The sequence below is a fragment of the Listeria welshimeri serovar 6b str. SLCC5334 genome (genome assembly GCF_000060285.1).
Lineage (GTDB): Bacteria > Bacillota > Bacilli > Lactobacillales > Listeriaceae > Listeria > Listeria welshimeri.
The window spans coordinates 2,688,038-2,713,886 of sequence record NC_008555.1; the positions used below are offsets into that span (position 1 = coordinate 2,688,038).

General features: G+C 36.7%; 27 protein-coding genes and 1 other RNA gene. 6 read left to right on the plus strand and 22 right to left on the minus strand.

Annotation, left to right across the window (positions count from 1 at the left end; genetic code table 11):
- Nucleotides 1-208: 208 nt before the first annotated feature.
- From LWE_RS13615 to LWE_RS13630, 4 genes are all read right to left on the minus strand, one after another.
- On the minus strand, nt 209-673 hold the full coding sequence (locus LWE_RS13615) for a DUF3284 domain-containing protein (protein WP_011703349.1): 465 nt from the start codon (nt 671-673) through the stop codon (nt 209-211).
- A gap of 17 nt (nt 674-690) precedes the next feature.
- The gene (locus LWE_RS13620) at nt 691-873 is read right to left on the minus strand and encodes a DUF3188 domain-containing protein (RefSeq protein ID WP_003728589.1); all 183 of its coding nucleotides are present in this window, start codon (nt 871-873) and stop codon (nt 691-693) included.
- Nucleotides 874-875: 2 nt separating this feature from the next.
- A complete protein-coding gene (locus LWE_RS13625) occupies nt 876-1,097 on the minus strand; it encodes a hypothetical protein (protein WP_003721028.1) in 222 nt (73 codons plus the stop codon).
- A gap of 134 nt (nt 1,098-1,231) precedes the next feature.
- Nucleotides 1,232-2,596 carry a PTS sugar transporter subunit IIC gene (locus LWE_RS13630; RefSeq protein ID WP_011703350.1) on the minus strand — a complete coding sequence of 455 codons (1,365 nt, stop codon included), beginning with the start codon at nt 2,594-2,596 and terminating at the stop codon, nt 1,232-1,234.
- Nucleotides 2,597-3,040: 444 nt separating this feature from the next.
- Between LWE_RS13630 and LWE_RS14690 the strand changes: the two genes are divergently transcribed.
- Nucleotides 3,041-3,196, plus strand: coding sequence for a hypothetical protein (locus LWE_RS14690; RefSeq protein WP_011703351.1), 156 nt, complete (start codon nt 3,041-3,043; stop codon nt 3,194-3,196).
- Between the two features lie 46 nt (nt 3,197-3,242).
- On the opposite strand, the gene LWE_RS13640 is transcribed toward LWE_RS14690, so the two are convergent.
- The 10 genes from LWE_RS13640 to tadA all read right to left on the minus strand — a co-directional run bounded on the left by LWE_RS13640 (nt 3,243) and on the right by tadA (nt 15,027).
- Nucleotides 3,243-3,884, minus strand: coding sequence for a hypothetical protein (locus LWE_RS13640; RefSeq protein ID WP_011703352.1), 642 nt, complete (start codon nt 3,882-3,884; stop codon nt 3,243-3,245).
- Nucleotides 3,885-4,039: 155 nt separating this feature from the next.
- Nucleotides 4,040-4,306: signal recognition particle sRNA large type (gene ffs, locus LWE_RS14510), an RNA gene on the minus strand.
- 283 nt (nt 4,307-4,589) lie between these two features.
- Entirely contained in the window at nt 4,590-6,104 is a 1,515-nt protein-coding gene (locus tag LWE_RS13650; RefSeq protein WP_011703355.1) for a gluconokinase, read from the minus strand.
- 113 nt (nt 6,105-6,217) lie between these two features.
- On the minus strand, nt 6,218-7,156 hold the full coding sequence (locus tag LWE_RS13655) for a GW domain-containing glycosaminoglycan-binding protein (protein ID WP_011703356.1): 939 nt from the start codon (nt 7,154-7,156) through the stop codon (nt 6,218-6,220).
- A 42-nt stretch (nt 7,157-7,198) separates the two neighbouring features.
- Nucleotides 7,199-8,164 (minus strand): LPXTG cell wall anchor domain-containing protein, encoded by a 966-nt coding sequence (locus tag LWE_RS13660; protein WP_011703357.1) that lies wholly within the window; start codon nt 8,162-8,164, stop codon nt 7,199-7,201.
- A gap of 140 nt (nt 8,165-8,304) precedes the next feature.
- Complete coding sequence (gene cydC / locus LWE_RS13665) at nt 8,305-10,044, minus strand: thiol reductant ABC exporter subunit CydC (RefSeq protein ID WP_011703358.1); 1,740 nt, start codon at nt 10,042-10,044, stop codon at nt 8,305-8,307.
- Complete coding sequence (gene cydD / locus LWE_RS13670; protein WP_011703359.1) at nt 10,044-11,768, minus strand: thiol reductant ABC exporter subunit CydD; 1,725 nt, start codon at nt 11,766-11,768, stop codon at nt 10,044-10,046. Before cydD ends, cydC begins: the two co-directional genes overlap by 1 nt.
- Nucleotides 11,768-12,781, minus strand: a complete 1,014-nt coding sequence (cydB, locus tag LWE_RS13675; protein ID WP_003727651.1) for a cytochrome d ubiquinol oxidase subunit II — start codon at nt 12,779-12,781, stop codon at nt 11,768-11,770. Before cydB ends, cydD begins: the two co-directional genes overlap by 1 nt.
- Nucleotides 12,768-14,174, minus strand: a complete 1,407-nt coding sequence (locus tag LWE_RS13680) for a cytochrome ubiquinol oxidase subunit I (RefSeq protein ID WP_011703360.1) — start codon at nt 14,172-14,174, stop codon at nt 12,768-12,770. Before LWE_RS13680 ends, cydB begins: the two co-directional genes overlap by 14 nt.
- A gap of 382 nt (nt 14,175-14,556) precedes the next feature.
- Nucleotides 14,557-15,027 carry a tRNA adenosine(34) deaminase TadA gene (tadA, locus tag LWE_RS13685; protein WP_011703361.1) on the minus strand — a complete coding sequence of 157 codons (471 nt, stop codon included), beginning with the start codon at nt 15,025-15,027 and terminating at the stop codon, nt 14,557-14,559.
- Nucleotides 15,028-15,221: 194 nt separating this feature from the next.
- Here tadA and mbcS point away from each other — a divergent pair, with 194 nt between their 5' ends.
- Nucleotides 15,222-16,799, plus strand: a complete 1,578-nt coding sequence (gene mbcS / locus LWE_RS13690) for an acyl-CoA synthetase MbcS (protein WP_011703362.1) — start codon at nt 15,222-15,224, stop codon at nt 16,797-16,799.
- 40 nt (nt 16,800-16,839) lie between these two features.
- Here the strand turns inward: mbcS and LWE_RS13695 are convergent, their stop codons facing one another.
- The 4 genes from LWE_RS13695 to LWE_RS13710 are packed head-to-tail and all read right to left on the minus strand — an operon-like array spanning nt 16,840 to nt 20,075.
- The gene (locus LWE_RS13695) at nt 16,840-17,679 is read right to left on the minus strand and encodes a hypothetical protein (RefSeq protein ID WP_011703363.1); all 840 of its coding nucleotides are present in this window, start codon (nt 17,677-17,679) and stop codon (nt 16,840-16,842) included.
- Entirely contained in the window at nt 17,676-18,488 is an 813-nt protein-coding gene (locus LWE_RS13700) for a hypothetical protein (RefSeq protein ID WP_148264573.1), read from the minus strand. Before LWE_RS13700 ends, LWE_RS13695 begins: the two co-directional genes overlap by 4 nt.
- A gap of 10 nt (nt 18,489-18,498) precedes the next feature.
- Nucleotides 18,499-19,305 carry a hypothetical protein gene (locus LWE_RS14840; protein WP_011703365.1) on the minus strand — a complete coding sequence of 269 codons (807 nt, stop codon included), beginning with the start codon at nt 19,303-19,305 and terminating at the stop codon, nt 18,499-18,501.
- Nucleotides 19,302-20,075 carry a hypothetical protein gene (locus LWE_RS13710; protein WP_011703366.1) on the minus strand — a complete coding sequence of 258 codons (774 nt, stop codon included), beginning with the start codon at nt 20,073-20,075 and terminating at the stop codon, nt 19,302-19,304. The genes LWE_RS14840 and LWE_RS13710 overlap by 4 nt, the downstream gene beginning before the upstream one ends.
- Before the next feature lie 347 nt (nt 20,076-20,422).
- On the opposite strand from LWE_RS13710, the gene LWE_RS13715 reads away from it, so the two are divergent.
- Complete coding sequence (locus LWE_RS13715) at nt 20,423-20,884, plus strand: GNAT family N-acetyltransferase (RefSeq protein ID WP_011703367.1); 462 nt, start codon at nt 20,423-20,425, stop codon at nt 20,882-20,884.
- Between the two features lie 84 nt (nt 20,885-20,968).
- On the opposite strand, the gene LWE_RS13720 is transcribed toward LWE_RS13715, so the two are convergent.
- Together LWE_RS13720 and LWE_RS13725 are read right to left on the minus strand one after the other, a co-directional pair.
- Nucleotides 20,969-22,321 carry an MATE family efflux transporter gene (locus LWE_RS13720; protein WP_011703368.1) on the minus strand — a complete coding sequence of 451 codons (1,353 nt, stop codon included), beginning with the start codon at nt 22,319-22,321 and terminating at the stop codon, nt 20,969-20,971.
- The gene (locus LWE_RS13725; RefSeq protein WP_011703369.1) at nt 22,318-22,767 is read right to left on the minus strand and encodes a MarR family winged helix-turn-helix transcriptional regulator; all 450 of its coding nucleotides are present in this window, start codon (nt 22,765-22,767) and stop codon (nt 22,318-22,320) included. The genes LWE_RS13720 and LWE_RS13725 overlap by 4 nt, the downstream gene beginning before the upstream one ends.
- Nucleotides 22,768-22,936: 169 nt before the next feature.
- Between LWE_RS13725 and LWE_RS13730 the strand changes: the two genes are divergently transcribed.
- The 3 genes from LWE_RS13730 to LWE_RS13740 all read left to right on the plus strand — a co-directional run bounded on the left by LWE_RS13730 (nt 22,937) and on the right by LWE_RS13740 (nt 24,773).
- On the plus strand, nt 22,937-23,824 hold the full coding sequence (locus LWE_RS13730; protein WP_011703370.1) for a helix-turn-helix domain-containing protein: 888 nt from the start codon (nt 22,937-22,939) through the stop codon (nt 23,822-23,824).
- A gap of 142 nt (nt 23,825-23,966) precedes the next feature.
- Entirely contained in the window at nt 23,967-24,347 is a 381-nt protein-coding gene (locus tag LWE_RS13735) for a MerR family transcriptional regulator (protein WP_141040863.1), read from the plus strand.
- A gap of 21 nt (nt 24,348-24,368) precedes the next feature.
- Entirely contained in the window at nt 24,369-24,773 is a 405-nt protein-coding gene (locus LWE_RS13740; RefSeq protein ID WP_011703372.1) for a cupin domain-containing protein, read from the plus strand.
- 42 nt (nt 24,774-24,815) lie between these two features.
- Here LWE_RS13740 and LWE_RS13745 read toward each other — a convergent pair whose 3' ends face one another.
- Nucleotides 24,816-25,427, minus strand: a complete 612-nt coding sequence (locus LWE_RS13745) for an HAD family hydrolase (protein WP_011703373.1) — start codon at nt 25,425-25,427, stop codon at nt 24,816-24,818.
- 13 nt (nt 25,428-25,440) lie between these two features.
- Entirely contained in the window at nt 25,441-25,809 is a 369-nt protein-coding gene (locus tag LWE_RS13750) for a hypothetical protein (protein WP_011703374.1), read from the minus strand.
- Between the last annotated feature and the right edge of the window lie 40 nt (nt 25,810-25,849).

The following is a 25,849-nucleotide window of genomic DNA, read 5'->3' on the forward strand; positions in this document are numbered from 1 at the left end:
ATGTACTTTATTTTGATTTACTTCTTCAATATAAATCTTAGCAAAGCGATGATTTAATCCTTAACAGAACTTTCAAAACGCTCTGAGTCGGGCTAGCTTCAAAAAAAAACAATAATCAAAACCATCTTAAGTCAAACAGTCTTAAAATCCAACCCAAAACCCCAAACCAAAAAAGAACCAGACCTTCGAAAAAGCCCGATTCCAAACCTTATTGTTCACTTTTAGCAGCTAATTTCTCTTGTTTCTTCTTACTCTCATTAATAACGGAAAGCTCAATTGATTTAAGCAAGTTTTTCACGCGTTTTTTTCGGAAGAAGCCAAACATAAAACCAACAATAATATTATTCATTTTATTCATTGCTTTTTCTGTTTCAATTAATTCGTTATATGTCACTTCGCAAGTTGTTTCGCTAGTAGCTTTTATTGTATAAGTCGTTGTATGTGTATTTACTCGGCTACTTGTTTCAAATTGATACAAATCATAAGGAGTTACTTTTACAATTTTTGTAGTAGCAAGTGCGCCGTTAGACATTGTCCGTTGGTACTTATATCCCTCTAATTTCCGCATTTGAATTGTTTTACCAGTGGCATTTTTCACATCATAGATTGCTGAGCTGACAAGTGTATCAAAGCATTCTTTTTGAGAAATATATAATTTCTGTGTGACATTCACTTTTCAATCGACTCCTTCTAATTCTTTTCTTTCTTATCTTTACGGATTTTTAGCACGATGAATACACAGCCAATTAAAACAACCGCAAGTCCTGTAACTAGAAGAGGTACACTAGCCATTCCATCTTTTCCATAAGAAGGACTAAACATAATAATAATAAGACCTATACTAATAATAAATAGTGCATTAACAATTTTCATTTTCAACCCACACTAACTTGGAAATAGAGTACAGAACCTATTTCTGTTGCTTTAATTGTTTCTTTGGCGATTTTTGCTGCTTTTTCTTCGTCTTCAATGTTTGTTTCAAAAGTAAGTTTCATACCTTGTTCAGCAATTTTTTTAAAAGTTACACCGTCTTTATCGTATGTTTCAAGTAATTCAGTAATATAATCACGTTTCATTGGACAATTAAGAATAATCATTTAAAAAAACCTCCTTTTCTATAGTTTAACTTTATATTTCGCTTCTTGCAATGAATAAAAATGGCGCAGGACTACCTACATGATATACTGGCTAGGCACAAATTAGCTGCTCCTAGCCAGAAACTTATTATTTTCTAAGCTTTCATCTCTTCTTCTGGTACACCAACGCGATTTGCGGTAATAACAAATGGTACCCAAATCAAGAATGCGATGACCATATTTATGAGTGAAATTACTGGCGCCATCCAATCTCCTCCAGTTGCTAAGAAGGAATTCAGAAGTGGCGGCATTACCCAAACTACTGCAATTTTAACTGGACCAACAAGCCCTAGTGTTGTTGCAAAGTAAGCGATTGTTACCATTACCATTGGTGCGATAAGGAATGGTATTAAGTAGATGGTATTTAATACAATCGGTAAACCAAACATGATTGGTTCGTTAATATTAAATATACCTGGTGCAAGAGACAATTTCGCAACTGTTCGTGCATCCGCTCGTTTCGAGAACATTAGTAAAGCGATAATTAATACAAGTGTACCGCCTGATCCACCCATCCATACATACGCATCAAACGAACCACGTACCCATTCGAATGGTAATTTAGCGCCTTCTTGTGCCGCACTAATGTTTTGTAGTTGTGCTGTCCCCCAAAGTGATTCTAAAACCGGTGCAAGAACGTTTGGACCATGAATCCCGAAGAACCATAGTAGTTGTACTAAGAAAGTAACTAGTAAAACAGCTCCATACCCTTGCGATAGTGACAATAACGGCTCTTGAATTGTTTTGGAAATCCAAGTAATAACGTCCATATTAGTGATTTTGAAGAATGCCCAGTCAATAATACCAACAACATAAAGTGCAACTAGTGCAGGAATAATCGCCGCAAAAGCTTTACTTACAGCTGGTGGAACAGAATCTGGCATTTTAATAATAATATTTCTGCGCATTAATTTCGCATAAATAATAGTTGATATAAAACCGAAAATCATTGCAGTAAACAATCCGGTACCATTTACTTGACTAAGATTAAAGAATCCATAAATCCCAGCAAATTCTTTTGGTAAAGTATTGACATCAAAATTAGCATTAGAAGCCGCAATTGCAGCTTTTACTGCATCTAAGCTTACAGTAACAGTTAAGTTCATAACAAAAGCAGCAAGAGATACTAGCCCCCCAGCTAAGCGATCCACTTCATACGCCTTTGATAAATTATAACCTAGTGAAAAAGCAAAAATAATTGAAACAATTGCTAACGTCCCATTGTATACATATCCATTAATCTCGATAAGTGGTTGCATTGCTGCCACGAACCCTGTCCATCCCCAGTCAGTTGGAAAATCCCTAAAAAACGCATTTAAAAGTACTGCAATCGATCCAGCCATTGTAATTGGCATTGTTGAAATAAAAGCATCACGCAATGCAACCAAATGTTTTTGTGAACCAATTTTAGCTGCTACAGGCACAAAATACTTTTCTAAAAATGCTGTTAATCCATTCATATTTTATCCTCCCATGAACCTTTTTTTATTTAGCGCTCATCTCTTTAAACAAAATATAATTTTTATGTATACATCCCTTTAAGTTTGTCAGCTATATCTGTTTACTTTGTTCTAGCAATCCCCATTACCAAAACAAACCAGATGGAATCTCTGTACCGCCTCGTGAAATAATGGGAGTCCTCCTCTCCGCTTCATGATAAGGCTTACATTTAGACTCGTATTATTCTATTGCAATTTTCGTGCCAAGTCCTATAACGTAAGAAAAGATACTCTTACAGCTTGTATTCGTTATCTTTCTTATTGTTAAATGTGACTTACACACATAATGAAAAAAACTGTGTAAGTAAGCGCTAACATTACACAGTTCCGTATAATTTAATGAATGCTTATTTTGTGTTATAATGAACATAAGCTAAGTAATACCAACAAGTCGAGGTGATAAAAGTGGCAGTAAAGCGAGATATGCCTGAAGAATCGAAAAATAGTAAAGTCGTGAAAAAAGAGCATTTTTCGATTGTATTTCCAGATGATATAAAAGAGCCTTCCGATAAAGATGAGCAAAAGAAAAAAACAATAGACACCAAAAAAGACAATGACTAATTTGTTTGTATACAGAAAAAGAACAGCTACTCTGGGCTGCTCTTTTTTATTTAATAGAGAAAATCACCATTTTTTTATTATCATCCATTCGTACTTTTACGTCCATACCAAGTTTATCCTTGAATAACGCTGTAATATCTAGGTAATCGTCATAACTACCGATATCACTCTTTTCATAGCCTTGTAAAATTGTGGGTTTAATACGTACAATGTAGTCATCCGTTGAGGTTTCTTCGGGATTGTAGGAATAGATTTTCTTTCCATTTTTATCGAAAAAGTCATAAGTTGCATAGGATTCATCGTTTGTTATATAGACATCTTTTTGCGTAACATAAGCATTATCGGCAACACTATAATCAATAAGTCCAGAATAATATTTATTTCTAGAAGGTTCGTTGATTTCATATTGTTTATAGGCAAGACGGAATAAATAATCGATGTTGTAATAGCTGTTTACTCGAAAATAAAGATGCTTATCTGCAGATTTTTTATCTACACCAATATCTGTTGTACTAATAGGGAAAACTTCGTATAATTTACCATCTATTTCATAGGCTACATCATATTTATCAAATACTTCTTGGCGCTGAAAAAAACCAAACATAATTGCTAAAATAACAATAATTCCTATTAAAATTGCGATAATTAGAGCTGGCAGCCATTTCTTTTTTGATTTTAATTGTGGCATTCTTTTCATCCTTTGTCATGAATTGCTTTACTAATCTATATTGTACCAGTTTACAATGTATTATACATTATTTTTCTAAGATTAGAAGTTGATTTGTAGAAAAAAGACTATTCCGCGTTAAGCAAAATAGTCTTTTAATATATTTAAAATTAGTGTCGCGCACCCCACATCGACATGCAATCACCTGCGTTACCTCGATAGTTAGCTCAGGCCAGGCAACCTCGCGGCACATGAGAAGCACTGATTAATGCTGCTTCCTTCCGGACCTGACATGGTTCACAGGTTCCCATTGCGCAAGACCCAACCTTCAACACCACTTGTCGAGGGCAGACCAAACAATTACGATGCCTCAAATGAGGAATTCAACCCCGCTAGAGCGGATTGCGGGTTACAGGGCGCCGCTACCTCCCCGTCTAGCACGACAAATTTGCTACCAATAATTAAATGCCAAATAAAAAATATTTAGCGCAAACTCTGAAAAGAGCTCAATTACTAGTGTACCTTTTTAGTGTAAAAAGTGCAAGTAGAAAACGGGGAAATATTTTTTAACGTAAGTAAACACTCATGACTGAAGCAATTATTGTTCCAACCACACAAATCCCTACTAATGTTAAAGCTATCCAAACTATTTTTTTATTCATCGTCTCTCCCCCTTACTTCACGTTATCGCACTTCTTTTAGTGATTATATCATGAAAACAAAAATTTAGCTGTTATAATCAAACTTCTTTTGCCAGCTATTTAACATGCTGTAACTAGACATTAATTGTGTAGTTACTTGTTTAAAAATTGAGCGTAATTCTCGATATTTTTCAGTATTCTCACTAGGATGGTAAATTGCTTTAATTGGAAGAGTTTGCTCCAAGTTCAAGTCTTTTAAAAATCCTAGAGAACGCATACCAATAATTGCAGCGCCTAAACTTGATCCTTCAATAGTATGAGGCACCCGAATTTCACGGTCCAAAACATCAGCAAGTAATTTACACCAAGCCTCATGACCAGAAATACCGCCCGTCACATAAATTATATCATCTGGAGCCGAAACAGCTTCATACACTTCCGCTAGATTAAACGCAATTCCCTCTAAAATAGCACGTATAAAATGCGCTTTTGTATGGTTAATCGTTAATCCAATAAACCCGCCACGAATATCATTAGTCCAAAACGGTGCTCTTTCGCCAAGTAAATATGGTTGAAAGAGTAATCCAGAAGCGCCAGGAGCCACTTCCTCTATATGAGCAATAAAACTAGCATAATCACGGTTAAGAATTTCATCTTTAGATCCGAATTGCTGTAGTCCCCATTCAACCACTTTGCCACCATTATTTACAGCTCCACCTGCGATAAAATAACCATCCCCGGCACCATAACAAAAAGTGCGCCCACGTGAGTCTATCTGAAATTCATTTGTTAGTTTACGAACCGCCCCGCTTGTACCCACAGTAATTGTTACATCATTTCTACCTGTCGCTTGAATACCAATACTCGCCAGTGCCCCATCACTTCCACCCACTATAAATGGCAAGTTTTCCGGAATACCCATTAAGTCTGCATATTCTTTTTTCACGCCATGTAACTGGTAGGTTTCTGGAACTACTTTTGGCAAATAGTCTGGTGTTAATTTCACTATTTCCATTGCCTCAAATTCCCAGTCGTGTTCTAAAATGTTATAAAGTCCGGTTCCTGATGCTAACGATTCATCCATCACCCACACGTCGAACAAACGATTCAGAATGTAAGACTTAATATCAACAAATTTCTCCGCGCGATGGAATAATTGCGGTTCATCTTCTTTTAACCAACAAATTTTAGCAAAGGGGCTCATCGGATGTATCGGCGTCCCTGTTGCTTCATATAGTTGAAACATGTAATTATCTCTCTTTATATTTTCAAGCGCCTCACTGCTTCGTCCGTCCGCCCAAGTGATACATTCTGTCAAAAGCTCGTCGTTACTTCCTATCATAATTAAACTATGCATGGCAGAACTAAAGGAAATTCCGCTTAATTCGTTCTTATTAATACTCTCCATTACACGTTGGATAGATGTTATGACCGCCTCAAAAATTTCAGTAGGACTCTCTTCTGCTTTTCCAGTTTCATCCGTTACTAGTTCATAATGCGTAGCTTCTCGACAAATTACTTCCCCATATTTATTAAAAATCACTGCTTTTGTACTTGAAGTGCCGATATCTACGCCCATTATGTAAGATTTGCTTGTCAAAACATTTCACCTCATATCTTTGTTTCTTTTCATTATACGTCAAACAACTTAAATTTTGGGGTTAGGCTACTCAGATTTTTTGGGCAAAAGAAAAAGCTAGAGAAATCTCTAGCTTAATTGACCGTATTAAACGTTTTAATTCTGCTTTCTTCACCTAGTACAATAAGTGTATTTTTATCAGCAAATTTGAGCACTGCTTTTGTATTCGCTTCACTTTGCGCGACACAACCTAATGTATAATTATATTTCGGGGAATCCACATGATAAAAAACAGCCGACCCTTTCCCTTTAACACGTTTAGAGTTGTATTTAATTTCCATTCCATATCTATATTGTGGAATTTTCATTTTTTCATCAGCTGAACTAGAAGAAGCACGCTCTTGCCATGTGTTATATGCTTTGTCATTTGAATTAGAAATCCAATAACTTCGATTTGTGATAGCTTTAAATGTTAATTTCGTTCCAGGATTTCCTTTTTGACCAAAGGCGATTCCTGTTTTATAAACGCCCACTGGAGTTCCTGAGCTTTTCTCTGAGAACTTAGGATCAAAACCCCACTTACCAATGTGGCTACCAAAATGACGAACCTCGTACCAATTACCTGCACTATTTCTTTGATACAAGTAGGTTGTAGCTGAAGTGCTTTTTGGCTTAGTTGTAATAATTGCTTTTTTGCTATTCCAAAGAGCGGGCACTGTATCAGCAATAGTTGGTTTGCCGACATTTGTAAAAGCACGTGCATCAATCCAACCAATATTGGTATTTCCAAGTTTACAATAATACCATTTAGCTCTAGCTGTTTTTCCTTCGCGAGTAATAATCAGTGTTTTTTTGTTGTATTTTTTAGCAGAGCCGAGATATTTCACATCTTTACTCGTTTTGTACATCTTACTATTAATACCATCATTTCGTTTTGACTGATTTACTACCCCTTTTAAATTAACTGCTTTGTCATAAATGATTTTTTCATAAGTTGCGGCTTCTGCGTTAAAGGAGTGACCAAGTAGGCTAATCATTAAGATAATAATTAAACCGCTCAATAACTTCTTCATTATTCGCTCCTTTTATTTGAGTTATTCCCTATAGTAGTTTGCTTATTTTTTACGCTTTCTGAGTAGTAATACTGCTATAAGAATAACTATAACACCTGCCACAACGAAAATCCATTCAACGCCTTTGTCACCTGTGCTTGGCAAGTCAGATTTGCTGTCAGTATCTGCTTTTGCCGTTTTAGTTGGACTGGTAGTTGTGCCTTTTACAGAGCTTTTTGTTTCGATTTTTTTTACATTTGTCGGAGCTTTAATAACTGCTTCATTTTGTTTTTTAGCTGGGACTTTATAAGTTACTTCTTCACTAAAATTGCCTTCATCGTCAAAGGCATATGCTGTGATTTCTTTTGGTGAAGTTGCCCATTCTGCATAAAAATTGCCATCCTTATCTGCTTCTACTCGTCCTTCACCAAAATTTTCGTCTTCAGGAGAACTCATATAAACACTTGCAAATGGTTTTGTTTTTCCAGAAAAGATTTTTGTTTCTAAATCAAAATTCATATCTGTAATTGCTAATTTTGCTTTTTTCTCTTTTACTAAATAATTTAATTTTACTGCAGTCGTCTTACCTTCTTCGTTTTCACCCAGTAAAGTTACTTCTTGGATGCCTGTATTTGCTGTACTTAAGTGCGAATTGTCGGCTAAACGATAGTTGGTCAGTGTTATTCCTGTGTAATCACTTAAATTTTTTGTGAAATCCTCTAGAGCAATCTTACTGTTTTGTTCATAAGAGTAGACTTCAGGAGAATCGGTAATATCAATCGTTGTTTGTGTTTCACTTGGCTGTTCTTCTGCTATAGCCTCTTTTGTTGGTTCTGTGGGATCTGTTGGTGCTGTTTCTTCTGCTTTTTCATCAGGAGTTGTATTTTCAGTAGAGTCAGTGGCTTTTTCTTCAGTGGTAGTAGTAGGATTATTACCATTTTCATTTGTTTCAGCACTTGCTGCCAATGAAAATGGGATGAATAGACTAGTTAATAATGCTGTAAGTACCAGTCCGTGGAATTTTTTCATAATAAATTCCCCTTTCTTTTTACTTGTACTAATCATAATAAGAAATTCATAGAAAGTCAATTTTAAATTACAATTTTATTACAAATATTAAGAATGGACGACAAAAAATGACTTGCTAATGAGGTTAGCAAGTCATTTTTTTATAATTCAATTGGTCGATCGAGTTGATAAAGCCGTTTATATCGCGGTTCTTCTTTCATCAACGTAGCGTGAGGGCCTTCCATAAGCGTTTTTCCTTCTTCTAAAAATAACACCCGATCCATTTTTTCAGCTCCAACTAAATGATGCGTTACCCAAATAAGTGATTTATCTGCTAAAGTTTCAAAAATAGTCGCTAATAAATCTCGTTCTGTAATGGGATCAAGTCCTACTGTCGGTTCATCTAAAATAACAATCGGAGTATTTTGAAGTAAAATCCGAGCTAGCGCAATACGACCTCGCTCCCCGCCTGAAAAACGTTCACCCATTTCGCTCATTTGAGTGTGATAACCATCAGGCATACTCATAATAAAATCATGTAGTTGAACTTTTTTTGCAGCCTCATACACTTCTTCATCCGTAGCATCTTGACTTCCTAAACGGATATTATTTAAAACGGTTGTGCTGAAAAGATGTGCTTTTTGATTTAACATAGAAGTTATTTCAGGGACTTGTGGGCGTAACTTCTCCACTTCAATACCATTCATTGTTACTTTCCCGGCTGTCGGAAGCAGTGCTCCTTGCACTAATTTAAGAAAAGTTGATTTCCCAGTCCCACTTCGACCAATAATCGCTACTTTTTCACCTTGTTGTAGTGTAAAATCAAAACCATTTAAGATTTCTGGTGATTTTTTATCATAGGCGAAAGTTAAGTTTTCCGCTTTTAAAATAACATTTTCTGTATTAATACGCTCTATTTCTTTCGTTTCTTCTTCAAATGTTGGTAATGTTGGATCTTCTATTTTATCTAGGCGGGCTAGTGAGTCTTGATAAAGCGACTTGTCACTAATAGCACTCGAAACTGGCATAAATGCTTCTGCCAGAGCCATTATTGCTAAAACAAAAGCAGCAATCATCGTCCCAGAAAACGCGCCATCACGCGATTCTGCTGTGCTCCAATAAACCATCACAATAACCATGAAACCAACAACTAACTGACTAAAGAAATCTCGCCAATTAACAAAATGAAATTGTTTATTTTCAATTCGAAGCATGTCCGCCTCGTCTTTTTCGTAATTTGAAATAAATGTTTTTTCACGTCCACTGAATTTCCAATCACTGATTCCAAAAACAGCATCGGTGAATTTTTGATATAGACCATTTCGTCCTTGTTTTAAATAAGCATTTTTCCCGCGAGCATATAAAAGCGATACCCATGGTAAAACGAGCACAAGAAGTCCAATCAAGAGCACGAAGAGAGCAGCGAACGGAATTGAAAATGCTCCAAGCGCGATAACTACACCAGCGTAAAGAACAAGACTTACTATTGCTGGTAGCATCGTTGTTAAATAGAAATTTTGCAAATGCTCAATATCGCCAGCAAGCAACCCGAGAATATCACCTGTTTTATAACGTGATTTTAGCAATAAAGCTTGTGGTTCAAGCAAACGATACAAGCGAACACGCATTTTTTCAAGAATTCTGAGGACAAGCGAATGGCTTGATAGTCGTTCAACGTAGCGTGAAACCGAACGCATAATACCAAAAGCACGAACACCAACTGTCGAAATGTAAACAGCCATAATCGATTCCGGCATCAAGGAAGATTTTGAAATCAGATGACCCGACGTAAACATAAGCGCCCCAGCTGAAGCAAAAGTAAGCGTTCCAAGGAAAATGACAAGTAAAAACAAGCCACGATTTTCTTTAATATATGGAATAATCCAGCTACTTTTCCGCATCATACTTCCTCCAATTGGGCTTTGACTAAATTATAATAGAACCCTTTATGCGCCAGTAATTCTTCGTGTGTTCCAGTTTCGACCACAGCCCCGTGATCCAAAACAATAATTCGGTCCATTTCAAGCATCCAGTGCAAGCGATGCGTTGCAAAAAAGACGAGTCGATTTTCAAATAAATGGAGCATTGGTTTTTTTAATTCATATTCTGTCTCAATATCTAAGTGTGCTGTTGGTTCATCCATTAAAACAACCGGACGATCCGTCAAGAAAGCACGGGCAAGCGCCACACGTTGTTCTTGTCCTCCACTCAGCATCCGCCCAGCTTCCCCGACAAGCGTTTCATAACCATCTTCAAGTCCAGCTACAAGCTTATTTAACCCTGCTGATTCTGCCGCTTTCTTCATTTCCTCGTCTGTAGAGTTGGGATGATAGAAACGAATATTACCAGCAATCGTATCGTGAAAAAGGTATGGGTGTTGCGGAATGTAAGTGACTTGCGTTTGCCAATCGGCCGCAGCAAGCGACGCACCACTTTCGCCATTCCAAAGAAAATCTCCAGAAGTTGGGGTTAAAAAACCACTCAAAACGTCAATCAATGTGGATTTCCCAGCACCAGTCGCTCCAATAATTCCAATTTTTTCAAAACCATTAACAGTAAAGCTTGCTTCATGAAGTGAATCAGCATCATCTGCACCGTGTTTTACAGTAATATTTTCAAAGGAAAACTCCGTATTTTCAGCAAAAGTGGTTAGTGGTAAAGCACTCGTTTCTGGCTTCTCTGCTTTGGCTTGGTCAATAATCCCTTGAATAACGCGGCCAGCTTCTTGTCCATCAAGTGTAGCATGATAATCCGAGCCAACTTCACGAACAGGCAAAAAGTATTCTGGCGCAAGGATTAGGACACTAAGCGCAATTGGCAAATTCATATTCCCATCTATTAAACCAAGACCTAGAAATAATGCAACTAACGCGATTGAAAGCATGGTAAAGAAATCTAGCGCGAATGACGACATAAACGCCACACGCAATGTTTTCATAGTAGCTTTTCGGTAGCGCGAACTAACCGAAGCAATTTTACCTTCATGATCATGGCTTAAACCTAAGTATTTCAATGTTTCTAACCCTTTTAACGAATCTACAAAATGGTTGGAAAGCACGCGATATGTTTCAAATTGCGAATCTGCTTGTTTTTTCGCGGCTAATCCTAAAATAATCATAAATACAATTAAAATCGGCAAAGTAATCATTAAAATAAAAGCAGAAGTCCAGTCTTGAAAAGCAATATAAATCCAAATCATGGCTGGAATAATAGCCATATTCATCATTTTAGGTAAAAATAGTTCCAAGTAATTACGGAAGTCCGCAACTCCCTCCATGACCATTGTGACAACTTTCCCTGTTCCTTCTGCACGAGCAAAACGAGGTCCGAGCGCAAACAAACTATCCAGCAACTCTTCTCGCATTGTTTTTGCAAGTTTTGCAGCATAACGATAAACGATTTGTTTTTTCCAGACGTTCAAAAAATGACGCAAGAAATAGGCCCCCGCAAAGAGACCTATTTGTATTGTGACTGATTGAAACGCGTGCTCGTGAAATAAATCTGTAATTGCACGAGCTAAAGTTATCGCCATCACGATAATCGCAGCACCTTGGACAAGCGTGAAAACTGCGAGAATCGCCATTATTTTTTTAATTCCTTTGTAGTTCCTTAAATCTTTTCCCATTAATACGTCATTTTCTCCTTACTAGAAACGCGCTTACGGAAAACATAGTAGCTCCAGATTTGGTAACCAAGAACAAACGGTAATAGCGTAACGGCAACTATCGTCATCACACTAAGCGAATATTGTCCGGAAGCTGCATTTTCTATAGTTAAATCAAACGCACTGTTGATTGAACTGATCATTACACGTGGGAATAGTGACACGAAAATTGTAGCAATCGTGAAGACAATTCCAAGTCCGCCGAATGTAAATGCTAAAATATCACGATCTTTCCAAATAAACAGGGCAGATAGCACGTACATAACGACTACAATTCCAATCATTAGTGGTACAAGTACAGGTCTAACTTGGAACATATCTGTATTGAAGTAAGCAAGTACAACGAAAATTACTAACGCTGGTACAGTAATAAACCAAACACGTTTCGCCATACGACGAGCGCGATCTTGAATGTCTTCTTCTGTACGCAAAGTGATAAATAGTAAGCCGTGAAGTAGGCACATAAGCGTAATTGTTACCCCACCCCATACGGAGAATACGGTAATGTAGTCAAAGAATCCAGCATACATATCCATATCACTATTAATTGGCATCCCTTGAATCAAACTAGCAAATAATACACCAAATAGGAATGGCGGTAAAATACTACCGAAGAAAATAACCCAATCCCACGTTTTTATCCAAAGCGGCGAATCTTTTTGACCGCGGAATTCAAAAGAAACACCACGACCAATTAGAGCAAGTAATAAGAATACTAGTGGAATATAGTAACCACTAAACATTGTTGCATACCAGTTAGGGAAAGCTGCGAAAATCGCACCCCCTGCGGTTAATAGCCATACTTCATTTGCATCCCAGAACGGCCCAATCGTATTAACGAGTACGCGGCGTTCCAGTGCATTTCTAGCCATAAATCGTGTAGACATCCCAACACCAAAGTCAAAACCTTCAAGGAAGAAGAATCCAATGAACAAGATGGCGATTAATAAAAACCATAACTCATTTAGTGACAATGTTTTCATCCCCCTTATCAAACGGATCTACGGAAATCTCTGCTTTTTCTGGTTTGTGTCCGTCTGGTCCTTTTTTAATTTCACGTATAAACAAGTAAACCAACAGAATTGCTAGAATCGTATAAATCGTTGAAAAAGCAATTATCGAGAATAAGATTTGTCCTGATGAAACGTTTGGCGATACAGCATCCGCGGTTTTCATATAACCGAAAACTACCCATGGTTGTCGCCCTATCTCTGTCATAATCCAACCCATTGAGTTCGCTAGGAACGGGAAGCCAATCATTGGAATCATGAAACGTAAATACCATTTTGCATTAACAAGTTTTTTCTTCCAAGCAAGTACGATACCGATTAGCGCGAATAGAATCATTAACATACCAGCGCCAACCATGATACGGAAGCTCCAAAATGCTGTTTTAACTGGTGGGATGTAGTCACCTTCACCATATTTTTCTTCGTATTGTTTCTGTAACGTGTTCATACCTTCGACGCTACCAGTTAAGGTACCATAAGACAAGAAACTTAGCGCATATGGGACATTCACTTCCCACTCGTTTTTCTTCTCTTCTGGATTAATCTTGGCAATCATCGTCCACGGAGCAGGGTCGGCTGTATCTTCCCATATCCCTTCTGTTGCTGCCATTTTCATTGGTTGCGTTTTAACTAAGTATTGTGCTTGTGAGTGACCACTGAAAGCCACACCAAAACCACCGATTACTGCCATGACCATTGCAATTTGGAATGATCGTTTAAAGAAGGCGACATCTTGTTTTTTGAGCATCTTATATGCACTGACACCGGCAATGAAAAAGGCCCCAGTGGCAAATGCCCCGAATATAACGTGTGGAAATTCCACGAGTAGTTGTCCATTAGTAATAAGTTGCAAGAAGTCATTCATTTCTGCACGACCATTTTTAAATTCAAAACCAACCGGATGTTGCATAAATGAATTCGCTGCTAAAATCCAGAAACTGGACATGATTGTGCCGATTGCGACAAGCCAAATACATGCTAAATGAAGTTTTTTGCTAAGTCTGTCCCAACCAAAAATCCATAGTCCGATGAAGGTAGATTCCATGAAGAATGCAAGTAATGCTTCGATTGCAAGTGGCGCTCCGAATACATCCCCAACAAATCTAGAGTAATCTGACCAGTTCATCCCAAACTGGAATTCTTGAATAATCCCGGTTACGACACCGACTGCGAAGTTAATAAGGAATATATGTCCCCAAAACTTCGACATTTTTTTGTAAATTTCTTTCCCCTTCACGACATACAACGTTTCCATAAGAGCAACCATAAATACAAGTCCAATTGAAAGTGGTACAAATAAGAAATGGAAAATCGTTGTTGATGCGAATTGAAAACGGGCTAAAAATAGTTTATCCACCCTTTTCTCTCCTCCTTTTTGTGCTAAAAATTCCTGTTATGTTCCTTTTTTTGTGCTTCCTTCTTAAAAACCTTGTGAAAAACACCCCAAAGTGACATGTCCAGTTGCTCTGTAATTCACAAAGCATAATAAAATAATATAAAATTAGGTTTTTCAAAGATTTAGGAACTATTTAAGAAAGATTTTTACTTTATAATAAGTTCTATCTGGAGTATATTTTATCCTATTTTGCGATAAATTTATTTAGTACTTTAGATGTTATTTTGTTTTTGCTAGATTGTGATAATTTTCGCAATTATTAGGGGGCTGTAAATGTTGATAAGACTTATTGCTTTTTATTTCACAAAATAATTCATCAATGTGCTATTTTGCATAATGAGTATTAAGTCCTATTTGATTTATTACGTTTTCGCAGTTCTTGGAAGAATTTTTTTAACATTTCGCTGCTTTCGACTTCCATCAATCCTGCTTCCACTTCACATGTATGATTAAAACGATTATCTTGTAGCAAATTCATTAAAGATCCTGCTGTACCTGCTTTTGGATCTTTTGCTCCATAATAAACTTTTTCAATTCTCGAAAGTAAAATTGCGCCACTGCACATAGGGCATGGTTCTAAGGTGACATATAGTTCTGCGCCACTTAGTCGCCATGAATTCTGGTGTTTACAAGCATCTTGTATTGCCAATAGCTCCGCATGAGTTACTGCATTCTGACTTGTTTCTCGCAGATTATGTGCTCGACCAATTATTTCACCATCTAAAACAACTACTGCACCAATTGGAACTTCTCCAATTTCCTGTGCTTTCTCTGCTTCCGCAAGCGCTTGTTGCATAAAGAAAGCTCGTTCCATCTATGCACCTCATTTCTAAAAAATCACTCACTGTTATTTTAGCATAGCTTGGTTGGATGTATGAATAATCTGCTCAGGTTTTCACAGGAATACTTTTAGTTGCTTTCAAGTAACATTTATATTACCATATATTAATACTAGGTACTAAAACAAAATTATCAAAATATACAATCTACTTATAAAGGAGAATCATTATGAATTCAGAGAACCTAATTGCTCCAGAACTTTATAATATCACCGACGAGATTGCTAAATTTAGTTCTGAAAAAACTGCCTTAATTTGGAAGAATGACCACGATGAAACAAAAACTTGGAGTTATCGTCACCTGCTTGAACAAGCGAATAAATTTGCTAATGTGGTAAAAAATGCTGGTGTTAAAAAAGGAGATCACGTCATTGTTATGACACCTAGAGCACTTGAAACTTACGCCATCTATATGGGTTTGTGGAAAGCTGGGGCTATTATCATTCCCGCATCCGAACTACTTAAAGCCCATGATTTAGAATACCGTATTCACCACGCAAACGTAAAAGCAATCGTTTCTTACAGCGGAATGACAGCAGAATTTGATAAAATTGAAAAAATTCCTTCTGTATCGAAAAAAATTATTGTTGGTGGCAAATTATCCGGCTGGGATCATTATGAAACATTAATGGATTCGGCTTCTACTGATTTTGAACGCGTAGAAACTTCTCGCGATGATGCTTGCCTGCTTGCTTTCACAAGTGGCACAACTGGTAATCCTAAAGGGGTTGTACATATTCATGGTTGGGGTTATGCACATATTCGTATTGCAGCTGATCATTGGCTCGATATTCATGAAGATGATATCGTCTGGGCTACAGCAGGACCTGGTTGGCAAAAATGGGTTTGGTCTCCTTTCCTTTCTGTACTTGGAAAAGGCGCGACCGGTTTTATTTACAGCGGTCGTTTCATTCCTGAAAAACAACTTCATTTACTAGAAGAAGAAAAAATTAACGTACTATGTTGTACGCCAACGGAATATCGCTTAATGGCAAAAGTAAATCATTTACGTGAACATGATTTAAGTTCGCTTCGTAGCGCCGTTTCAGCAGGAGAACCTTTAAACCGAGAAGTTATTCAAGTTTTCCAAGATAATTTTAACATTAAAGTCCGTGATGGCTACGGTCAGACGGAAAGTACCCTTTTGATTGGAACACTTGTTGATACACCAATTCGTCCTGGGTCAATGGGTAAACCAATTATGCCTGAATACATGGCGATTATTGATGCAGATGGAAATCCTGTCGGGGTTGGCGAAATTGGTGATATCGCTATGCGTAAAGACTTCCCGGCACTTTTCAAAGAGTATTATAAGGAACCCGAACGCTTGCAAAAAGCGATTCGTGGTGATTATTTTGTTTCTGGTGACCGTGCAATCCGTGATGAAGATAATTATTACTGGTTCCAAGGCCGGAATGATGACATTATTATTAGCTCCGGATACACCATCGGACCATTTGAAGTTGAGGACGCGCTCACACATCACCCCGCTGTAAAAGAAGTCGCTGTTGTCGCAAGTCCTGACGAAATCCGTGGTACTGTTGTAAAAGCGTTCATCGTTTTAAAAGATGGATACGAGGGCACCGAGGATCTTGTTCATGAATTACAAACATTTACAAAAGAACAAACTGCTCCATATAAATACCCTCGCCGAATTGAATTTGTTGAGTCATTACCGAAAACTGATTCTGGTAAAATTCGCCGCGTCGAGTTGCGTGATGCGGAGTTTGCTAGTGTTAATAAATAAAGAAATAGAAGTTCTCATTGGAGGACTTCTATTTCTTTATTTATTCGCTATACCACTGTTTTTTGGTGAAGCCATGCTCTTTTCGAAACGATTCTGTATACTTTTGAAGCAAGTAACTTTTAACGAATTCAGGATAAAAATAGCGCACAGGAATGGCTACCAATAAAAATAAAACAATAGCCACCGATAATATTTGCCCCATTGGAACTAACATTGTAGAGATCCACGAGTTGTCATTTAAAAGCCAAAATTTATTTATTCGATAAATTTGCATACCTGCTATGACAATAACAATCCCATAAATTAAGGACTTATCAACAATTTTCCCCCATAAGGGTATTTTAATTGTTGGGTCAAAGACTGCTAACTCACTTATTTCCAGATATTGTAAATATTTGTAAATTGCAAAGCTAACTAATATAACACCACCAACCGCACAAATAGTTTGTATCATAATTTGCATCATATATTCATCTTTTATTCCCGCCGAAAATGCCCCGAATACAAGCCATAACCCAATTGAAAAGATAACTGATACGATACTAAAAATAATAGAACAGCAAGAATAAAATCTTGATAGATAATTCTCCGAGAAACTTTTTAAATTTAGCTTAAAAAAATAAATGATTGTCCATAAAACAACTGCCCATTCGATGAGAGCAAAAACAGGACTACTAACAACCCAACCAGAGAAGGTGCTTGCTAACAGGGTTTCAACGCTAATGATAATAACAAAGAAAATGTATCTCAGAAGCATCATTTTCTGGTTCATTGATTTTTCTATTATCGTCTTATTAATTATTTGGTTAGCCTGCTCAAAGTTGATTTTTTGGACAATTTCTTGATTTTCTTTGTTGAAAAAGATAGTTGTTAACTTCATTCTCCGTACCACTCTTTTTCTGTGAACTCATACTCTTTTCTAAATTCTTCTGAGTATTTTTTGTAAATAAGACCGTCCACCAACGCTGAAGCATTTAAAAGAAGTGTTGGGAGTAGGGTGATTATAATTAAAATCACTATGCCTATGAATATAAGAAGCACTGATAAAATCATCCCCGCCCAGGTTCCATTCAACCCAGAAAGAGCATCTGAACTAGACTCACCAATCCACCATTTATTAACTCGATAAAATTGCATACCTGCAATTATTAGTACTATAAAACCCATTAAAACCACAGATAACATTTTAACAGCCTTTATTGTCCCTTTTTTCTTACCTAACTTTTCATTATCTACCAAATACTCTGTTTGAACATTTTCAATCAGCTTTATTTTGATAATATAGAAGGATAAGCAATACCCAAATAAAATATATAGGCAAGCTGCTGTTCTATTTATAATGACGTTATCTGATATTTCGATAGAAGTGATATAAAAAATGAGCGCTGTTTGCGTAAATAAATATACAGAAAATGTGTATGCAGCATTCTTGAAATAAAGACTACTTCTAAAATATCCTATGCAAATAGCGATAATTATTACAGATGCTAGAATCGGAAATAGATACCAGTTATACGCGGAAAATAAGCATATTAACCAAGATATACTAGCGAACACGAAAATTTTTAGTGTTCGGGGAAATAGTTCTTTATTAGTTCCGTTTAGCGTTTCATATATGTGATGCAGTGAATTATTTTCTAAGGATTTTTTAAGGGAAATGGAATCAACCAATTTAGATACTGAATTCATTTTTATATGTCTATTCACCATACCATTCCTTATCCGTGAACTCATATTCCTTTTGAAAGTCTAATGAGTATTTTTTGTAAATAAAGCCGTCCAACACAACCGATGTTTTTAAAAGAGATGTCGGGAATAACGTGAACAGCGCTAAATTTGCAAAGGCTATAAAGCTAGAAAAAACGTATAGAACAGTTCCTACCAAAGAGTCATATGAATAATCATAATTGTTACTGCTGTTCCACCAATCACTACTTATCGTATAAAATCTCGTTACCCATATTGCAACTACTAAAGCCAAGCCTAAAATGACCGCCACTATTTTTAATATCTTTATCGTTTTTCTTTTTCGGATTAATTTCCCATCTTTTATTAAATAGTTTATTTGGATATTTTCAATTAATCGAATTCTTATAATATAAAAAGAAAGGCCATATCCAAATAAAATATATAAAATAGCATACGTTCTAATCATATCTGGATTTTCCCAAGGCATCCAAACAGAGAAGAAAAACAGGACAGCTGTTTGAATTATTAAGTAAACAGCGATTGTGTATGCTGCGTTTTTAAAATAACGTTTACTTCTGGTAAATCCTATGAAAATACCTAAGATTATAATGGATGCGGTAATTGGAAAACCCGCCCCTTTAAGTCCAGAAATCAAACATATAGACCACGAAAAAGCAGCTAAGATGTATACTTTCAGTGACTTAGGTATTACTTCTTTTCCTGTACCATTTAAATTTTCATATATTCGATGCATTGAATTCTTCTCTAAGGCGTTCTCAAAAGAGACAGCATTTATTAATTTCGATAGTGTTTTCATTGGTTGCTCCTCGTATTTTCTTGTTGAAATTCTGTTGCATATTCTTTTAGCAAAATACCTTCAGTAATTGTTTTAGCATTAAATAATAATGTAGGGAGTAATGAGAAAACAACAAGAAGTATTATTAATAAAATCCCGACCACTAAAACTAAAAACATTCCTAGCCATTCATTTTGGATAGATATCCCATTAGATGAACTGTTATTTCCAATGAACCACCATTTATTTAGCCTATACAATTGGGTACCCAAGCCAATTATCACTAATAAAATAATGGACAGTTTTAAAAAAACTTTATTCCATATTTTAGATACAGAGATTCCTTTTAAATTTATACCATTATTTTTTAAATAATTTAGAATCATTGCTCTGCATCGAAAGTAGCCAAGCACAGCAACCAAAAATAAATAACATAACGCCACTAAAACATAGTATTCTCCAAAAGGTGTCTCACCATCAACTCTTATTCCTAATAATATGCTCACTGTAGTAGTTTGAAGCATTACATATTTAGCCAATTGGTAACTAAATTCTTCCAATAATTTATTGTTAGCTTTCGAAATATAATAATACAGAAAACTTATTACTATGATTATGATTAAGATACTTGTAATAACAATGGAATTCTTCAAAGGCAAAAGTGCCATAAATCCGCAAAAAAATGCGCGAATAAACAATTTTATACTTTGCGAAGTTGTGTTTTCTTTATCTCTTATGTCTATTAGTTGTTTAGCTTCTTCAAAAGTAATTTTGCTCATGATGAATTTCATTTAAAAACTCCATTTCTATTGGCAAATTTATTAAGAATCTTATTATTTAGTTGGCTTGGTTTAAAGTCACCATTCCCGCTGCGATAATTAACTCCAACTTTACTCTCTTTATATTTAAACTATTTTAGCATAGAAGGGGCGGATTATGTACCTCCATTCACAAACACTTTCTTTGTGCTATGAATCTTTATTTTCTCAGCGATTTCTCTATCTAATCACTTGTAAATAGAACCACTCTTAACTGCCGAGCCTTTCTAATTCACAAAAATGACAATTTGAATGGCTATTTTAATGACTTTTTGGGGAGATTGGTTATAATAGAAAGAAATAATGTGGAGGTGAATGCCGTGGAAATCAAACAAATCAGTGCAGAAGAGACGCAAGATATTAGACACCGGGTTCTTCGCCCAGAACAGCCAGAAAGTAATGCGATTTATCCTAATGATGATTTGGAGGGGACTTTTCATTTAGGTGCTTTTGAAAATGATGTTTTGCTCGGGGTGGCAAGTTTTTATCCAGAAAAATCCGCTGTAATTATGAATCATGCACAGTACCGGATTCGCGGCGTAGCAACAGAACGACGGATGCGCTTGAAAGGTCTTGGCACAGCATTGCTTGCAGAAGGTGAAGCAAAAATATGGGCGCGCGGTGCAGAAATTATCTGGTGTAATGCACGGATTGTCGCTGTGGGTTTTTATGAAAAACACGGCTATCGTAAAGTAGGTAAATCCTTTGTTATTCCCGGCATCGGCGAACATTACTTAATGACAAAACCAAATCCAAATAAAACAGTGGACCAAGATTGCTAATATCCTGGTCCACTGCTTTGTATAATTTTACTAAAAGTTACGCAAAAAGATTTCGCACTTATAGGCAAATGACTCTACTCTATTTTAAACTATTTCAGGGTTTTTAAAAATTCGGCGCCATGTTTTGCTCATAATAACGAGACAAACGGTGAAAGCTCCTAAATCCGCAAGTGGGAACGCGTACCAAATACCATCTAATCCAAAGAATTGCGGCAAAATAAGTAACAGCGGAACTAAACAGATGATTTGGCGCATTAAGGAAATGATAAATGAAATTCGTGCTCGACCAAGCGCTTGATATAGCCCTCCGCAGACAATTTGGAATCCAATTGTTGGTGCAGCGAGTAGCATAAATCTAACGGCGGTTGTTCCTTGTGCAATCAGTTCTGGATCGTTAGAGAAAATTCTTACGAGCAATCCTGGGAAAATTTCTACTAAGCCCCAAGCAATAAGTGACATTACAGTTGCTGCCATCATGGATACTTTGACTGCCTTCATAACGCGTTCGAATTGTCTGGAACCGTAGTTAAAGCCAACAATTGGCTGCATTCCTTGTGTAACACCATTGATTGGCATAATAACAAATGAAGCAATTCGATTCGCAATCCCGTACACTGCAATCGCCATCGTTCCGCCATAAATATTAAGCATCCAGTTTACCGCAACCGTTACAATACTACCTGCGGACATCATAATAAATGACGGAAATCCAATCGCCATAATCCGGCGAATTAGCGGGAAATCCATACGAAATGAAAAACCTTTTAACGATAAAGTACTTTTTCCTGATAAAAAGTAAATCAACAGCCAAATCGCGCCAACCGCTTGTGCAATTACGGTCGCAAGCGCAGAACCACGGACTCCCATCCCGAATCCCATAATAAAAATCGGGTTTAAAATCATATTTAAAATGGCAGAAATAATCATTGTTAGCATCGCTGTTTTGGCATTACCTTCCGAGCGAACGATATTATTCATCGCCATCGCAAAGGTTTGGAACACAGCTCCTAATAAAATAAGTGATAAAAAGTCGCTTGCAATATCGTGAATATCCGCTGGCGCCCCGAAAAGCGTAATAAGCGGATCTAAGAAAATAAAAGTAATAATTGCAATAAAAATACTGGAAATCACCACTAACCAAATAACTTGGTGGAATACTTTATTGGCGTTCTTTTGTTCCCCAGCACCAAGCGAACGGGAAATAATCGAAGCGCCCCCAATCCCGAACATCGCAGCCATCGCCATCAGTATCATTTGTACTGGAAAAGCAATTGAGAGTGCAGCAACCCCTGATGGGCCAACACCATACGACACAAAAATCGTATCTACAATATTATACATACCCATAACAAACATACCGATAAATGCCGGAATCGACAAACGCGCCATGAGTGATGGAATACTATCTTCACCTAATCGTTTACTCTGTTCTTTCATTCATTCTCTCCTCCTTCCATTGCTACAATCGCATTATCAGAAAGTCGTCCTATCAAATGCATTAAATCATCTTTTTCCTTTTCACTAAATCCTGCTGTTAAACGCGCAGACCATTCTTTTGTCACTTCTTCAATTAAATCACGCATCTGATAACCCATATCTGTCACAAAAATCCGCTGAATACGTCTATCTTTCGCATCCATTTCGCGACGAATCATGCCCAGTTCCTCCAGACGCTTAATTTGCCGAGTCACACTTGCTTTATCCACCATAAATCTTTTTGCCATGGATTCTTGAGAAATCCCATCTTCTTTATAAAGTGTCCATAAATAACGCAATTGACCTATATTAAGCCCAGTTTTAAGTAATTTTTTATTTTTAAAAGTGCTTTCTGAACGATGAATAATTGCAATGGCCTTCGTTAAAAATTCCTGTCTATCTGCCATTTAACCGACTCCTCATAAAAAAATCCGCCACATGATTAGTTGCGGCGTCAACCATTATAGTATAGCAGGAATTTAGTTGACTACGCAACCTTTTTATTTCCCGGGCAATAATTTGACTTCCTATCTTTCTTTTGTAAAAATAAAGTATAGAGAAGGGGTGCTATCCAGGGTGCATATTAAAATATTAAAAAATAGATATCCCAATATTATTGTTTCAAAAAACCCAATAAAATCAACTACTGATACGATTTCATTTTTCGAGGAGCCGTATTATTTTACTATTCCTAAAAGCAATCTTTCTGAAGAAGAAGCCACATTGTTACATACGCTATTTCCAGAACCATTACCAACCTTTACCAAAGAATCCACCCAATTTTGGTTCGATTTACTATTTGGAAATGAAGAAGTCGCGATTACGAATGAAAAAGAAACATATCGCATAACCCAGTTTCACATTAAAACTACAATGACTAAGAGTCTATTACAAGAATGGCAAAAAGCTTTACTAAGTTTCTTTAGTCCTGATGCCGAGCTAATTATGTTTTCCGCTAATTATGGCGTGATTATTGAAAAATCCACCGGCTCACTACTTGGAGAAGAAGAACTTATTGCAGTGGCAGGAACACTTGAAAACGATTTCTATATTCAATCCACTTTTTTTATGGGTCTTTTCCATCCGCTGAACGATAAATTACGTGGTTTATTTGCGGAGGAACGTGCCATTTTCAATTATAATAATCGGGAGGTCGTCCAAACAGTAGCTTCCGAAAGTTTAAAAGTCATCGCCATTCGAATGAAGGAAAGTTTAATTACTAACGAGCTAAATAGTTTCTTCCATCAAGACGATACTTGGATTCCCCTAATTCATACGCTGTTTAAAAATCAAGGGAACATCAGCCTTACTGCCAAAGAACTGTTTATGCACCGGAATACAATTCAATACCGTTTGGATAAATTTTATGAGCAGACAAACCTCTCCCTTCGAAAAATGGACGGACTGCTCTTAGCTTATCTTGCAACGCTTCAATCAAATACTAAAAACAACAGCCATGAATAAAATTTCCATCATGGTTGTTATTTTTGCTTGACTTAAAGTGAACTCCAAGGAATACAATAACTATATTAATAAGCAAAGGAGAATGGTTATGTCAAAAAATGAAACAGTTCTTTTTGCAGTAGATGCCTCTGAGGAATTAACGATGAATATAAAAGAAGCTAGTGAAAAAAGTGGCGTTTCTGCTGATACAATTCGTTACTATGAACGAATTGGTTTAATTCCTCCTGTACATCGCAATGAAAATGGCGTGCGCAAATTTGGTGCTGAAGATTTACGTTGGATTCAATTTAGCCGTCAAATGCGTCGTGCTGGTTTATCTATTGAAGCTCTGATTGATTATTTAGCGCTTTTCCGAGAAGGCGAACATACGCTAGAAGCTCGCGTTGAACTTCTGAAAGAACAGCGCGTCGACTTAAAAAATCGTATTAATATCATGCAAGAAGCACTCGACCGCCTTGATTTCAAAATTAACAATTATGATACCCATCTCATTCCCGCACAACAAAAACTAAAAGATTTTTAATCTTGAAAGGAGTAATGCCGCATGACTACACTTGAAAATAGCGTTATTTTTGATAAAGGGGAGCTGATTACAAATGACTACTTTATCGGAAATGCTTACTTAAAAATGCTTGTACCAGAAGATACTGTTTACAATTGTCCTATTGGAAATGTTACTTTTGAACCCGGAGCCCGAAACAATTGGCATATACATGACGGCGGACAAATACTCCTTGTGACTGGAGGAACCGGCTACTACCAAGAGGAAGGTCAACCTGCCAAGCTCCTTAAAGAAGGCGATGTGGTTACTATTCCTAAAGATGTAAAACATTGGCACGGCGCTACGAAAGATAGCTGGTTTGTTCACCTAGCCATTTCTACCAACGTTGAATTGGGTGGAACTACTTGGTTAGAGCCAGTTTCCGATGAACATTATGATAAATTATAACGAAAAACCCGCTAGCCTGATTTAAGGTTAGCGGGTTTTTCATTATTTACTTACATACGCTAAAATATCTTCTGGTTTTTCAAAAATAAGTTCTGCATTTTCAAAGCCTTTAGTTGTTTTTGCCCCCCAAAGCGCTAAGCCAAAATGAGCTCCGGCCGCATGGGCACATTTCATATCATAAATAGAATCCCCTACATAAAGCACCTCATTAGGCTCTCTACCTAGCAGCTCCATACCTTTCAAAAGTGGATCAGGATGGGGTTTATGGTTTTCTGTATCACTCGCACAAACAATTGCCTGAAAGTGATGATGAATATCAAAAGGATAAAACCCTTTGTCCATTTCGAGGGCATTTTTAGAAGTCACTACACCGCTCTCTGGAATCGCATGCAATACTTGATGAATTCCTTCAAAAACTTCTACTTCATCAATAAATGAGGCTTCCCGTTCAATCCACTTATCAAGTACTCTTTCTTGATCTAAAATATTTAATTGTTCCACCGCAGCAGCCCCAGTAATACCGAGTACAAATCGTAATTCATCCAGTTCATAATTCACGCCTTCGTCAGCTAAAACTGTTTGAAGTGAATGTAAAACTGCTTTTTCCGTATCTAAAATAGTTCCGTCTACGTCAAAAATGATTGCTTTGTACATCTAAACTCCTCCTTCAAGATTTAGCGAAGTTGTGATAGTGATGGGTTGTATATCTTACTTTTTTCTGATTTTCAGCTTTTTTAAGATCTGCATTATTCATACCTTTATTTTGGAGTAAATCACGGAACTCCCGCAAATCATCATGAGAATTTCCATTTATTTCAAATTCAATATTGTCGCATTTAAATGTTAGCAATATTTCTTCGTTTTCACGAACCAACGCAATATTTCCAAGTTTTGCTACAGGAAATGTTTGTCGCTTTTTCATGCCTAAGCTGAAGTTTTGGTCAAAAACAAGATAGTCTCTATCAATATAAAACTCTCCAAATTGATATTCCATTCCTAAAACTGAATTAATTTTACATATACCATCTAATTTCATATTATCCGCCTCCATCAATCACCTTATATTAGTTTTAAAT

Bases quoted from the DNA above. Each gene is read 5' to 3' on its own strand.
- LWE_RS13620 (WP_003728589.1), bottom strand. From the start codon at position 873: ATGAAAATTGTTAATGCACTATTTATTATTAGTATAGGTCTTATTATT.
- LWE_RS13625 (WP_003721028.1), bottom strand. From the start codon at position 1,097: ATGATTATTCTTAATTGTCCAATGAAACGTGATTATATTACTGAATTA.
- LWE_RS13630 (WP_011703350.1), bottom strand. From the start codon at position 2,596: ATGAATGGATTAACAGCATTTTTAGAAAAGTATTTTGTGCCTGTAGCA.
- LWE_RS13640 (WP_011703352.1), bottom strand. From the start codon at position 3,884: ATGCCACAATTAAAATCAAAAAAGAAATGGCTGCCAGCTCTAATTATC.
- LWE_RS13655 (WP_011703356.1), bottom strand. From the start codon at position 7,156: ATGAAGAAGTTATTGAGCGGTTTAATTATTATCTTAATGATTAGCCTA.
- LWE_RS13660 (WP_011703357.1), bottom strand. From the start codon at position 8,164: ATGAAAAAATTCCACGGACTGGTACTTACAGCATTATTAACTAGTCTA.
- cydC (WP_011703358.1), bottom strand. From the start codon at position 10,044: ATGCGGAAAAGTAGCTGGATTATTCCATATATTAAAGAAAATCGTGGC.
- cydD (WP_011703359.1), bottom strand. From the start codon at position 11,768: ATGGGAAAAGATTTAAGGAACTACAAAGGAATTAAAAAAATAATGGCG.
- tadA (WP_011703361.1), bottom strand. From the start codon at position 15,027: ATGGAACGAGCTTTCTTTATGCAACAAGCGCTTGCGGAAGCAGAGAAA.
- mbcS (WP_011703362.1), top strand. From the start codon at position 15,222: ATGAATTCAGAGAACCTAATTGCTCCAGAACTTTATAATATCACCGAC.
- LWE_RS13695 (WP_011703363.1), bottom strand. From the start codon at position 17,679: ATGAAGTTAACAACTATCTTTTTCAACAAAGAAAATCAAGAAATTGTC.
- LWE_RS13700 (WP_148264573.1), bottom strand. From the start codon at position 18,488: ATGAATTCAGTATCTAAATTGGTTGATTCCATTTCCCTTAAAAAATCC.
- LWE_RS14840 (WP_011703365.1), bottom strand. From the start codon at position 19,305: ATGAAAACACTATCGAAATTAATAAATGCTGTCTCTTTTGAGAACGCC.
- LWE_RS13710 (WP_011703366.1), bottom strand. From the start codon at position 20,075: ATGAAATTCATCATGAGCAAAATTACTTTTGAAGAAGCTAAACAACTA.
- LWE_RS13720 (WP_011703368.1), bottom strand. From the start codon at position 22,321: ATGAAAGAACAGAGTAAACGATTAGGTGAAGATAGTATTCCATCACTC.
- LWE_RS13725 (WP_011703369.1), bottom strand. From the start codon at position 22,767: ATGGCAGATAGACAGGAATTTTTAACGAAGGCCATTGCAATTATTCAT.
- LWE_RS13735 (WP_141040863.1), top strand. From the start codon at position 23,967: ATGAATATAAAAGAAGCTAGTGAAAAAAGTGGCGTTTCTGCTGATACA.
- LWE_RS13740 (WP_011703372.1), top strand. From the start codon at position 24,369: ATGACTACACTTGAAAATAGCGTTATTTTTGATAAAGGGGAGCTGATT.
- LWE_RS13745 (WP_011703373.1), bottom strand. From the start codon at position 25,427: ATGTACAAAGCAATCATTTTTGACGTAGACGGAACTATTTTAGATACG.
- LWE_RS13750 (WP_011703374.1), bottom strand. From the start codon at position 25,809: ATGAAATTAGATGGTATATGTAAAATTAATTCAGTTTTAGGAATGGAA.